Raw genomic sequence first — 12708 nt, 5'->3', positions numbered from 1 at the left:
ATCTTACTCAGATACATTTACTTATGGATTATTATACCAGTTTAATAAATCTCACAGGTTTTAAAAACCTGTGAATCTTTTATTGAAACAATATTTTACATTATCTGGTAACTCACCAAGTCTCCACTTCATTTACAGCAATAGTTCGTATATTTGCCAACTTTTAAAACTTGAGAATCAAATTCGATTTAAAATTTTAATCAATTAAAAAACTATAACCTATGAAAAAACATTATTTCTTCTTCTTTTCAATTTTTACCATTTTTTTGAATGCCCAAAGCTTTAGTCTGGATCCTACATTTGGAAATGGCGGTTATTGCATGTATGATGATTATAGAGAAGTATCGGATGCTGTAATGCTGCCGGATGGTCAATTTATTACTGCTACATCCACAGGTTCTATCACCATCAGAAAGGTAAACCAAGGTGGAATTCTTGATACGTCCTTTGGAACAAAGAATTATGACATGGGTATCAATTCTTCAGATAAAAGTGAATCTATCAAAAAAATTATTTTAAACAATAACAAAATATTGATCTATGGGAGGGTAAATGCTACTCCTACCCACAGCTTATATGATTGGTTTCTAACCAGAATTAATCTTGACGGATCTCTGGACACCAGTTTTGGCACCAATGGTTTTACGACCCAATCTGTGAGCCAAAATGGTACAGCAGATGATTTTGCAGTAGATCAGAACGGAAACAGTTATCTTCTTATTTCCAATATGGGTTCTTATATGGTAAAAGTAAACCAGAATGGTGTGATTGATACTAATTTCGGTACCAATGGAAAGTTAGCACTTAATACATTTTATCCTAAAAAATTCTATATCCAAAATGACGGAAAACTGGTAATGGCGGGTACTAAAACCAATACTTTAATCTACACAGAGGACTCTTATATCGAAAGAAGGCTGCCTGACGGTACTTATGATTCTACATTTGGTAATAATGGAGCTGTTTTTATTCCTAATACTGATGGTTCCTCAGTTAGAAATTTTGAATATGATTATGCTACTAATTCCATTGTGGTATTGCACCAGAAAAGCTCTCCATACCTAGGTACTTTCTTCTTATCTAAAATCCAGATTTCAGATGGGTCTTCTGTTTCTGGATTTGCTAATAATGGAAAAACACCTGATTATTACTTTAACACTGCACAGCAATTGACATTGGGACAGATTACCGTATTACCTAATTCAAAAATAGTAGTAATGGGAGCTTTAATGAACATGTATAATGGTACCCAAAACCTTATTCAGCAACTATTCGTAACAAGACTGAATGCTAACGGAAGTGTAGACTATACCACTTCAAGTGCCGGTTTCCAGTATTTCATGGCAGCTCCTCCCACTGCATCAATAAGAGCTGATTATGTTAAAAAGTTATTTAATCTTAATGATGGCTCACTTGTTCTCGCCTATTCCGGCGGCAGCGTAACGTATGGCTCCAAGTCTTTTTTGACTAAGTTTAACAGTGGTTTTCTGGGAATAAATGAAACATCAGCAAAAGATCAGAATACTGCTTTTACCCTTTATCCTAACCCCGCAGGTGATAATATTACGATACAAAATAAGAAATACAGCAGCGAAAGTTTTGAGTACAGCATTTTTGACATGTCCGGCAAAAAAATTCAAAGCGGTTCTTCCATATTCAATGAACAAATGAATATTCAGAGATTGGAAAAAGGAAATTATATCATACAGATTGAAACTAAAAAAGGAGACAGACAGTCTTTAAAATTAATGAAGAAATAAGAGCATCTATAATTTTATTTAAAATATAAACCATCTTTTTTGAAGGGTGGTTTTCTTTTTTCCTGCCATTTTTAAAATTTTAAAATGAGTAATCAGCTTCTTTAATATTATTATAAAAAAATAACAACAAGGTTGTCAGGCATTTATGAAAAAAAATTATCTTTAAAGTAATGAAACCCCAAATAATATATATCTTATTTTTGATAGTAAGCACTTTCATTCCAATAAATGCCTGTACTATTTTTCTAGCCAATGATGGTAAAAATGTATGGATAGGCAATAATGAGGATGAAAGCCCTGATATGAAATACAGATTCTGGTATATTCCCAGGGAAGAAAAATCATGGGGATACATGCTATGGTCTGAAAAACATAACGGATATAATGATATCATGTGGCAATATCCTCAGGGAGGGATGAATGAACACGGCCTTTTTTTAGATTATACTGCAATTGATGATATTCCTGTAGTTGCTAATTCATCAAAAATAAACAGGGAACAGGAGGTAGTAAATGATATTCTGAAAAAATGTAAAAGTGTAAAAGAGGCGCTTCAACTGATTGCTCCCTATAACTTAGTAAAGCTTTCAGGAGCTCAATTATTCATTGCTGATTCTTCCGGAGATTACGCTACAATTCACGGGAATTATATTGTGACTAAAACTACCCAAAATTTTTCACTGACTAATTACTGCATTGCTAACGGACACCGGGAAGCCTGCTGGAGAAGAGAAACATCCACAGATCTTCTGGCTCAGTCTCCTTCTTTTACTGAAAAGAATATTACCCATATTCTGGCAGAAACTGCACAGAGAGAACCTGGAGATATTATAACCAACTACTCAATGACCATTAATCTGAAAAAGCAGGAAATGGTGGTTTATTTAAAGGGAGATTTTACCACATCTATCCGATTCAAATTAGCTAAAGAGCTGAAAAAAGGAAAACATTCTTCAGACATTACGGAATATTTTCCAAAAAATATCAGACCCGTTTTAAGTTCCGTTTATCAGCGTAGAGGGATCTCCGAAACTATTCATCTTTACAATTCTTTATTTAAAAATTCGCAGGATATTTATAATTTTAAAAATAATGATGCTATTTATTTTGCGGCAGATCTTCTCCGAACATATAAAACCGATGATGCCATCACATTTATTGAAACCCTGAAAAAGAGAACGCGTAAAAGCATACTGATTAATGACTGGCTCGCTATCGCTTATCAATATAAAGGAGATTCTATACAATCGCAGAAATACTCTCGCTCTGTGCTTCAGAATTCTCCGGATGATTATCTGGCGAATTTATATGTAAAAAGAAATTCCCGAAAGGTTATTTTTAAAATCAATGCCTGGCCGGGTGCTCAAAATGTAAAACTTATCGGAAGTTTTACCCAATGGCTAAAAGAACCAATTGTTCTTGAGAAGCAAAAAGGATACTGGTACGCAGAGGTTGAAGTTCCGAAAGGCAGGCATGAGTATAAATTTCTCGTTGATGATGTATTTTATCTGGCTGATCCTTTTAATCTTATTTACATCTGGAACGGGAATAATGTGAATTCAGTTCTGTCATTTTAAAAATAAAAAAAGACCTTTCAAAAGGTCTTTTATATTGATAAATATTACTTTACTCTTCTTTATTTTTTAAGATCATCAATCTCTTCCTGTATAGATTTGATTCTGTCTCTTAATTCCTGGCTTACTTTGCCTGGAATCTTTTTTATTTTTCTTAAATCCAGAGCGAGCATAATGGAAGCTATTCCCATAAAAATAAAAGAAACTCCGGTAAGGGTTACTAATGAAATTCCTGTAAATACCGGATTAAATATCAGCAACAAAGAAAAGATAATTCCTCCCACACTGGCAAGGGCAACATTTCCCCAGCTCATTATTCTCATACTTTTCAGGTCAAATGCAAAGCCTAATAATTGAAAAGAGCGGAACAGCAAAGTAAATCCTATGACAAACGGAAGCACCGTCATTGAAATCTGAGGATTTGCGATAAGATACACTCCTATTGCAGTTGTTAATAATCCACTTACCAGAAACCAGCCCCAGCCCTGTAATGATTTACTGTTTTGTAAGGAAAAGAATATTTCGGTAATTCCTGAAAACAGGAATGAAACACTAAAGAAAATAGAAAGTGTAACATACGTTGCAAGTGGCACACTGAATACATAAAAACCACAGATCAGGAAAAGAATTCCGAAGATTAATGGAATGTACCAATGTTTTACAGTGTTGGTAAGAGTTTGAAATAAATTGGCCATAGGTGTCTTTTTTAATTCTGCCTACTTTTTGAAACGGTTTCGGCTTATCCGCAGGCATTTCAAACAGATTATAATTTTTCACCTGAATTTGAAATATAACCTCTTACTAATGTACGAAAAATAACCAAGGAAAGCACTGTATTCTATGAATTGTTTTCACAAAAAGACATCAGATGAAACCAGTTTATTCAATTGACTCCACCTGATGCACAATAATTATCATTTAATTTTTGAATTTATCTTACTGGATTTCCGGCGGGCTGCTGCTGGGTTACACAATGCACCATTCCTCCGTTTTCATATAGGTTTCTTACGTCTATTCCTATTACTTTTCTACCGGGATACTGATCCTGAATAATCTTATTGGCAATTGCATCATTTGGATCTCCATAGTTTGGAACAAGCACTACAGTATTAGCCACATAATAATTAACATAAGAGCCTTTTTCTTCCAGCTGTTTTCCGTAGGCTGTTTTCACTTTGTTTTTAGTAGCGGGTATGTAGATTTTTTTATACGCTTTCCCGTTTACATTGGTTGCCGTATAAAGGGTATTGACATCTTTCTCAGAAAGTCCCAGCTCAAGAAGATCGTCTTCTTTCATCGTAAGCATGGTATTATGATTAATAAACTTCATAAATCCGTCAATATGCATATCGGTAACGTCTAATCCTGTTACTCCGTCCAGCCAAATCACTTTGGATACTCCATAATAAGTTTCAAACATTTCTTCAGCTTCTTTCTGCGTAATGTCTTTGTTTCTCGTAGCCCCTTTTTTCTGACTGATTACTGAGCTTTTACAAGCCATTAAAACACCATTTCCATCTGTTTCCACAGAACCTCCTTCATTCACCATTTCCTCATTCAGATTGATGACTTTTATTCCAAGATCCGCACCTATCTTTTGTGGAATTTCATCACAGTTTTCAAAATCAAATTTCTCTCCCCATCCATTAAATCCCCAATCTTCAATCAGAACATTTCCTTTGCTGTCTTTTACGAAAATAGGCCCGTTGTCTCTGATCCATACATCATCGGTAGGATAAACCTTGAAATCAACATTCTTCATCGGAATTTTATTTTCCTCCAAAAGGCTGATAATTCTGTTTTTTTCCTCAGCATTATAGGCAATAATGTGAACCTTCTCGCCCGACTGAAGAGCTTTTGTCATGTCTACCCATGTCTGCTCTACTCTTTTACGGTAGGTCATCCCGTGCTGATAGTGATGTGGCCATTGTAGCCATGTTCCTTCATGTTTTGAAGATTCTTCCGGGAAATGATAATCTGTCTGTGCCATACTTAGTATAAAACTCAATGCTAAAGTGAGTGTGAATAATTTTTTCATATCATTAAAATTTCTTTCCTATAAATACACCGAAATTGACATCGGTATCAAAACTGCTTCCAGCCTGGGAAATATTACTTCCTATCCCGAACTGCATTTTTTTCTTATTTTCTATTCCTAAACGGATCACCTGACTGCTGGACTGATGTTCTTTGAAACTGAAGTCGGATTCTACAATCAACATACTGTAAAGATTAAGCCGATCATTGATTCTCGGGGTAAATTCAAGCAAAGTATACAATCCAAGACCGAATTCTTTTGCATCCATAGAATAAGTAAATGCAGGAAACACATTGATGGCGAAAACATCATTTTCTTTTCCATATGCCAATCCTACAGACGGCATGACATCTTTATCCGAAATATGAACACCTGCAGAAACACCAAGGTTCTTGATAATTCCATAATTAATATTTTGATAGAGTTCGGGAGTTATTTTTTTGGAATTATAATCATAGCTTATGGTTCCTGAAGCAAAATAATTCCATTTTCCACTGAAATCTTTATTATAAATTCCCAGCAGTTCAGTCTCTTTATTTCCTCCGTATGCCTGCACAGAAATCTGTGACTTTACACAAAAAGGAAGCAATAAGATGAGGAGAAATACATTTTTCATTCTATTTGTTCTTTTAAGTTTTACATTGCAAATTCATGACTGTGATGATTTACAGGTGCAAAATTAGGTCTCTCAAAAAAACAAATCTTGTCCTAAATTGACATTCTATGCATACAGCGAAAATAAATACAGATGATCATATTTTCTATCCTAATTTACTGAAAATAAAAACAAAAAAGGTGAAAATCAAATGATTTTCACCTTTACAAAACATATATAGATCTGTTTTATATTGTTATTTCGGTTTGTATAATTTATACATCACGAATAAAAATCCAATCCATATCGGAATCAGAATCACCTGAATTTCCATCCCTGTAATACTCATTAATCCTAAAATCAGAACCAAAAAGGCAATACAGATATAATTGGATATTGGATAAAATATAGATGGGAATTTTGAATGAACTCCTTCTGCATTGATCGATTTTTTAAACTTCAGGTGAGTATAGCATATCATCAGCCAGTTGATGATCAACGTAGATACCACCAAAGCCATTAGGTATTCGAAAGCTTTTTCCGGCACTAATTTATTGATGATAATACAGATTCCTGCGAAACACGAAGAAATAATGATTGCGTTGGTAGGAACTGAGTTTTTGTTCAGCTTTTTCAGGAATTTCGGGGCATTACCCTGCTGAGCCAATCCGAAAAGCATTCTGCTGTTACTGTACACACTACTGTTGTAAACAGACAAAGCAGCTGTTAAAACAATCAGGTTTAAAACATTAGCAATTAATGTATTGAACTGAATAATTTTACCGAAAAGACTGAATTCAAGTCCGTTCAGATTTTGAAATACCATTACAAACGGGCTGGATCCTTCTGTAATATCTCTCCAAGGGCTTAATGCAAATAAAATCACCAAAGCACCTACGTAGAAAATAAGAATTCTATAGATCACCTGATTGGTAGCCTGTGGAATTGTTTTTTCCGGATTTTTTGCTTCTGCAGCTGTAATCCCGATCAGTTCCAGACCTCCGAAGGAGAACATGATCATTGCCATTGCTGAAAATAATCCTGAATATCCGTTTTCAGTTTTATTAAATAATCCTTTCGGGAAGAATCCGCCATCGTTCCAAAGATTGGTAATGGTCGCCTTTTCTCCGCCTGTACCGCTTATTAAAAGGTAAACTCCGAAAATAATCATTGCAATAATAGCCACTACTTTGATGATGGAAAACCAGAATTCAGTTTCCCCATACACTTTCACGGATGCAAGATTCAGCGCATTGATGACGACAAAGAAAAATAAACTGGAAACCCAGAGAGGTATTTCCGGCCACCAGAAATGGATATAATGTCCGATTGCCGTGAGCTCTGCCATACTTACCAGAATATAGAGAATCCAATAGTTCCATCCGGAAGCAAATCCTGGAAAATTCCCCCAATATTTGTAGGCAAAGTAGCTAAAACTTCCCGATACGGGTTCCTGAACTACCATTTCACCAAGCTGACGCATAATAAAAAAGGCGATAATTCCAGCCAAAGCATAGCCTAAGATTACGGATGGCCCTGCCAGTACTGCAGCGGGTCCAATTCCCAGAAATAACCCTGTTCCTATGGCACCTCCAAGGGCAATTAATTGTATATGTCGGTTTGTTAATCCTCTAACTAAAGTCTCGTTTTCTCCTGTTTTATTTTCGTTGCTCATTGAATGAATTATTCGGTCGCTAAATATATAAAAACTTTTCAGAGAAATTCATATTCCATGGGGTAAATTGAGAATCGTCTATTAGTGATAAAACAAAGCATCTTTTCTATTTTTCATCTATGCTGTTGAACTCCAAAACATAATTATAAAAATCAGCTTTAACCCATTAGGTTAAAACCGATTTTTATAGTATATCAATAACCTGTTAATTTGCAATTTTGTACCCATAAATGGAAGTTGAGGTCACCTGATATTGAGGTCCTCCTCCATTTAACTGAGCAGCTGAAGCCATACTTACAGTTTCATCTTTATTCAAATGAACCACTGCAGAAACAATACCGGGCGCAAAAATTCCCGGATTGGTATGAAGGTTCTGTACAAGTTGATTGTTTGGTGTAGTTGCAAAATTCTTTACAAGATACAATACACACCATGCAAAGCCCGGCTGGCCTGAAATCTCTGAATTATCAAATTGAGCAGAACCATAGATCATATAATACCCGTCCGCAGGAGCTTTGAATCTTCCTGATGATAAATCCAATACATTTCCTGTATTGATGTCCATTCCCTGGTTATACTTTATTTCTGTTTTTTGCCATGTCGGCCCCGTAGTAGCAGTACAGGTTTGTTTAAATGCATTCTGTTGTGCGGAAGAGAAAAGATAGGTCTGATTCACAGAAGGCATACTGTTTGAGCTTGAAACTAAAACAAGTTCCCACGTTGTACCGGTAACTGCTCCTTTATTTACCAAAAACGCATAGTATCCGGAAGGGACTGTAATTGAAGGTACACCGGTGCCGGCTCCATTCTGATCATCAATCAATTCAGTACCATTGGCTGAAATAGTAAGTGTTGCTCCGCCTGTATTTTTAAAGTGATAAGTACGTCCGGCAAAATTGCCTGTACCATTTATTGCAGCAGGTAGGGTTAATGTCCCGTTAATAGTTCCATTATAAGCAATATAATAATCATTGGCTCCTATAGTACCACTTGCCGTCACCACCCTATATGTTGCAGCAAATGAGCCGTTCACTGTAAGACTACTGCCTGGACTTGCGGTATTAATACCCACACTTCCTACCTGAGCGCTTATCGAAACACAATTTAAACCGGCTAATAAAGCCGTGAAAAACATCTTTTTTTTCATAAACAAATACGTATTTTAGAATCTAAAGGGTGCGGAATACCATCCAATACCATGAATTATTTAATCGAAATTTCCACAATACGAACCTACTGCGAAAAACAGATAAGTAAAGAACAGATTCTGTACGCATTTTTCCACAAAATTGTAGCGGTTTTATGACAACACCTGCTGAGATATTAATGTATTTCATTAAAAATTTCCAAAAGTTCAACAAGGTTGGAAATTTTTAATTTCTGATAAACTCTTCTTTTGTAGGTGCCTACAGTGGATTCTTCAATTTCAAGAGCATTTGCGATTTCAAGGTTGCCGTTTCCTTTTGCAAGAAGATTAAAAATCTGCATTTCCCGCTCAGATAAATTTTCAACTGCAGTTCTCTTTTTATTTCCTTTCAGCAGTTCGTTCATGATCTCCGGGGTATAATAATATCCATCTTTAAAAAGTGCTTCAATAGCTTTAACAAAATGACCCGGGTCGCTTTGTTTGTTCAAAAACCCATTCGCCCCTTCTTCGATATACTGTAAGGCAATATTTTCTTTATAGGAAGTAAATATTAATATGAGCGTATCCTCAGATATTCCTTTTATTTCTTTAACCATTGATTTGAGAATACTTCCGGGAAGTTCAATATCAAGAATGACTAAATCATACTTTTCCGATTCGATTTTCTGCTTTGCTTCACCATAGGTTTCTGCAAAATCGACCTCAACATAATTAAAATTTTTCTCCAGAATCAGAGCTGTTCCAATTCTTACCACATGATGGTCATCTGCAATGAGTATTTTTTTTGTCATATTTTAATAAGGATTTTAATAATGGTTCCTTTCGGAGTATTTTTATGAAAAGTCATTTCGGAGTTAATTTTCATAAGCAGCTGAATAACCATATGAAGACCTAACCCGTAATTTTTGAAAATCATATGTTTATTTTCTTTTTCCTTAAAAAGTCCGGAATAGTAGATTCTCTGTTCATCAGACATCCCATTTCCTGTATCACTGATACTGACTTCTATATGTGATCCTGTGAAAGCTGATGTGATGGTAATTTCTCCGTCTGAGGTATTTTTCACAGCATTATCTATGATATTATGGAAAACTACAAGAAGAATATTTTTATTGAGTACTATTTTCAGTTGGTGATCACAGAAGTTGTAGATAAATGTATTTTTTTGCCCTGCAATTTCTTCAAACAGCAATCTTTTGGTTTCAATAAGATCATAAACGGAATATTCTTCTTCCGTCCTATTTTCCTGCTTGTACAGCTCTGTATATTCCTTAAGGCTTAATGTGAACTTATACAGTTGTTCTGAAGTTTTGTAAATGCTGTCAAAATATTTTTTCTGTGTTTTCAGATCCGGAGACTGATTAAGTTCCTGTGAAAGAAGGGCAATAAATTTCACAGGTGTGGTAATATCATGACTGATACTTTCTACCAGTTTTTTCTGATAATCGGATTCACTTTTAAGTTTATTATTGGTTTCAAGCAGCTCTTTATCTTTATGCACAATTGTATTTTTCAGCGCTTTATTTTTCAGTCTTAAAAAATTAGTTCTCATCTGCACAATCACCAGAACAATGAAAATAAAAATGGCTGCTATCAGAATTTTAAAGACAAGAGTCTGATAAAAATAGGCTTCTACTTCTACAGGAATTGTTTTATAAGTGAATTTTCCAGTTTCTGAAGATAAAAACCGAACCCAAAGAGTGTAATTTCCAGGCTCCATATTGGCTAGCCGAAATGTTTTATCACTTTTAATATTAATCCATGGGCTATCATCATTATCTGAAAGTTTAGCCTGCAGATAGATATTTTCCAGATCGGAATAGTAAGGAACATCTATATAAACTTCTGCATTTTTATACCCACATTCCAGAAAGAGCCTGTCTTTCAGCTGAATCATTTTCCCTTTTACTCTTGCTCTTTCCAAATAGATACTTTTAGACTTGGGATAATAGGTTTTTACATTTTCTGGATTAAAAAAAACAAAGCCTTCCATGGACGGAAATACAAAATTTCCATCCTTCAATACATGAGCGCAGGGATTGGTACTTCCGTTGAATTCATTGTTGAGCAACCCCTGTTTTTTGGTATACCGGTAATAAGTAATGTCTCCTTTCGGAGCCTTTATATATTGTAAAAGAACATTTTTATTGACTTTAAACAATCCATTATTGGACGAAATCCATAAGTTGGATTTCTTATCCTCAAGCAAAGAATGGGCATTAGCCAGAAAATCATTTTTATCAGAAGGAATCCTGACTGCACTTTGACCTTTTATCAAATAAAAACCTCTGTTGTAAGTCGTAAACCAGATATTTCCATCTTTTGTCCGGATGATTTGTTTTACAGGAAGACCTTTTCCTATCAATTTTATTACTTTATTTCCGGTAAGAGAGTAAACATAAATCCCACCGCTGCTTCCCAGATAAAGAAGATTATGATTATATCTTAAAACAGCATCAATATTATCTTTACAAGGGATTATTTTTTCAATCTCTTTAAAATGATCTTTCTTAAAAAGATAGAGGTAAGACTCTTTTCCACTGACAAGTGATGCCATATACAATCCTCCACTTTTATACAGACCATCTATTTCTTTATTTTTAAAAGAAATGGAATCATATTTTGCAAATCCTGTATGCTTATACCTTATATGAATAGAGTTATTTTCCCTGTACACCAAATTCCCAGCATTATCCTCCAAGATATATCGTTTATCATAAGATTGAGGGGACGGAAATATTCTTTCTGAAACATTGGGATAGTATCTTATCCCTTCCTGGGTCAGCACAGAATGATCGCTATAAGGAATCGCAGCATAACAAACCTCATCCTGATAGGGTAAGCTTTTTCTGGAAACAGAGAAATCAGACAGACTTAGAACCTTAAGCCCATTAATGGAACTTCCGATGTATAGTTTCCGCACTACCTCATCATAAAACATTGCTCCAGAAATATCTTTATCAATATCCTTATACTCCAGCAGGTAAGTAAGTTTCAACTTTCCGTCTGAAAACACACTCCTGTATATTCTACCATGGTTGATCATAAATACCTGTCCAGTGATCTGCTGCCAATAGATTTTGGTTTCAGGATCAATATAAATTGACGGAGCATTGATATAGGAATATTTTCCCTGATATAATTGAAGTATTTTTTTACTATCAACATCAGCAACAAAAACATAATCTCCATGTATGAATAACTTTCTTAATTTACTACGCGAAAACTTCAGATCAACTGTAGTGCTTTTTTTACTTTTATTATCAACATAAGTAATTCCATTATTTTCAAAATAATAAGAGCCTGTACTTAGCTTGACAAAGTAAGAATCGATATAGGAAATAAATCTTACGGTAACATTATTTTTGACAAGCTGTTTGTATACTTTTTGATTGATTGTTTCTACCGGCTCAACACTTTGATCAGATGAGACTGCACCTGGTTTTCTTTGAGAAATCAAAAGAAGGTCTTTTTCAGAAGCATTAAAAACAGTGATACTGTCCTTTTTTATGCTTCCAAAGAAATCACCAAAGCTCAAGTTTTTGAATGTAAAATTTCTATACTGTACAAAATTACTTCCGTCATACCGTACCACCCTACCTTCCATAGACAGCCAGATAAACCCATATCTATCTTTTACGATATCTTTAATACTGTTTTGGGGTAAACCATTATCCGTGTTATACCATTGGGTAGTATAGTTTTGCCCATTGACATTTAGAACAAACAAAAATGAAATAAAGTAAAGAAGCTTCATTCAGTAGGGCAGCATTATATTTAAGACAAATATATTATAGAAAATTAAATCTATTGTAAATATTTATCCACAATCATGTGAATTTTTATCTACATAATTATTTATTAATACTATATTGATTATAATAAATTTGAAAAACCATTGCTTGTTCCCCATCAATGA

The 12708-nt window shown here is 34.7% G+C and carries 9 protein-coding genes; 2 read left to right on the top strand and 7 right to left on the bottom strand.

The window, feature by feature from the left end:
• Positions 1-221: 221 nt before the first annotated feature.
• Both LKL37_RS11555 and LKL37_RS11550 read left to right on the top strand, forming a co-directional pair.
• Complete coding sequence (locus LKL37_RS11555) at positions 222-1760, top strand: T9SS type A sorting domain-containing protein (protein WP_431610728.1); 1539 nt, start codon at positions 222-224, stop codon at positions 1758-1760.
• Positions 1761-1930: 170 nt separating this feature from the next.
• Entirely contained in the window at positions 1931-3337 is a 1407-nt protein-coding gene (locus tag LKL37_RS11550) for a hypothetical protein (RefSeq protein WP_431610727.1), read from the top strand.
• Positions 3338-3396: 59 nt separating this feature from the next.
• Here LKL37_RS11550 and LKL37_RS11545 read toward each other — a convergent pair whose 3' ends face one another.
• From LKL37_RS11545 to LKL37_RS11515, 7 genes are all read right to left on the bottom strand, one after another.
• Positions 3397-4029 carry an HdeD family acid-resistance protein gene (locus LKL37_RS11545; RefSeq protein WP_431610726.1) on the bottom strand — a complete coding sequence of 211 codons (633 nt, stop codon included), beginning with the start codon at positions 4027-4029 and terminating at the stop codon, positions 3397-3399.
• A gap of 236 nt (positions 4030-4265) precedes the next feature.
• Positions 4266-5372 carry an agmatine deiminase family protein gene (locus tag LKL37_RS11540; RefSeq protein WP_431610725.1) on the bottom strand — a complete coding sequence of 369 codons (1107 nt, stop codon included), beginning with the start codon at positions 5370-5372 and terminating at the stop codon, positions 4266-4268.
• A gap of 4 nt (positions 5373-5376) precedes the next feature.
• Positions 5377-5988: a hypothetical protein gene (locus LKL37_RS11535; RefSeq protein ID WP_431610724.1), complete on the bottom strand. Its 612-nt coding sequence runs from the start codon at positions 5986-5988 to the stop codon at positions 5377-5379.
• A gap of 235 nt (positions 5989-6223) precedes the next feature.
• Positions 6224-7642, bottom strand: a complete 1419-nt coding sequence (locus LKL37_RS11530) for an amino acid permease (protein WP_431610722.1) — start codon at positions 7640-7642, stop codon at positions 6224-6226.
• Positions 7643-7847: 205 nt separating this feature from the next.
• Positions 7848-8789 carry a hypothetical protein gene (locus LKL37_RS11525; RefSeq protein WP_431610721.1) on the bottom strand — a complete coding sequence of 314 codons (942 nt, stop codon included), beginning with the start codon at positions 8787-8789 and terminating at the stop codon, positions 7848-7850.
• A 176-nt stretch (positions 8790-8965) separates the two neighbouring features.
• Positions 8966-9580: a response regulator gene (locus LKL37_RS11520; RefSeq protein WP_431610720.1), complete on the bottom strand. Its 615-nt coding sequence runs from the start codon at positions 9578-9580 to the stop codon at positions 8966-8968.
• Positions 9577-12546, bottom strand: a complete 2970-nt coding sequence (locus LKL37_RS11515) for a sensor histidine kinase (RefSeq protein WP_431610719.1) — start codon at positions 12544-12546, stop codon at positions 9577-9579. The genes LKL37_RS11520 and LKL37_RS11515 overlap by 4 nt, the downstream gene beginning before the upstream one ends.
• Positions 12547-12708: the final 162 nt, after the last annotated feature.

Origin of the sequence: Chryseobacterium sp. 'Rf worker isolate 10', from assembly GCF_050753305.1 — a bacterium.
GTDB lineage: Bacteria > Bacteroidota > Bacteroidia > Flavobacteriales > Weeksellaceae > Chryseobacterium.
The sequence above is the reverse complement of the archived record's forward strand: the minus strand, read 5'-3'. Positions and strand labels throughout refer to the sequence as shown.

Excerpts from the sequence above, each read along its gene's own strand:
- LKL37_RS11555 (WP_431610728.1), top strand. The coding sequence starts at position 222 with ATGAAAAAACATTATTTCTTCTTCTTTTCAATTTTTACCATTTTTTTG.
- LKL37_RS11550 (WP_431610727.1), top strand. The coding sequence starts at position 1,931 with ATGAAACCCCAAATAATATATATCTTATTTTTGATAGTAAGCACTTTC.
- LKL37_RS11545 (WP_431610726.1), bottom strand. The coding sequence starts at position 4,029 with ATGGCCAATTTATTTCAAACTCTTACCAACACTGTAAAACATTGGTAC.
- LKL37_RS11540 (WP_431610725.1), bottom strand. The coding sequence starts at position 5,372 with ATGAAAAAATTATTCACACTCACTTTAGCATTGAGTTTTATACTAAGT.
- LKL37_RS11535 (WP_431610724.1), bottom strand. The coding sequence starts at position 5,988 with ATGAAAAATGTATTTCTCCTCATCTTATTGCTTCCTTTTTGTGTAAAG.
- LKL37_RS11530 (WP_431610722.1), bottom strand. The coding sequence starts at position 7,642 with ATGAGCAACGAAAATAAAACAGGAGAAAACGAGACTTTAGTTAGAGGA.
- LKL37_RS11525 (WP_431610721.1), bottom strand. The coding sequence starts at position 8,789 with ATGAAAAAAAAGATGTTTTTCACGGCTTTATTAGCCGGTTTAAATTGT.
- LKL37_RS11520 (WP_431610720.1), bottom strand. The coding sequence starts at position 9,580 with ATGACAAAAAAAATACTCATTGCAGATGACCATCATGTGGTAAGAATT.
- LKL37_RS11515 (WP_431610719.1), bottom strand. The coding sequence starts at position 12,546 with ATGAAGCTTCTTTACTTTATTTCATTTTTGTTTGTTCTAAATGTCAAT.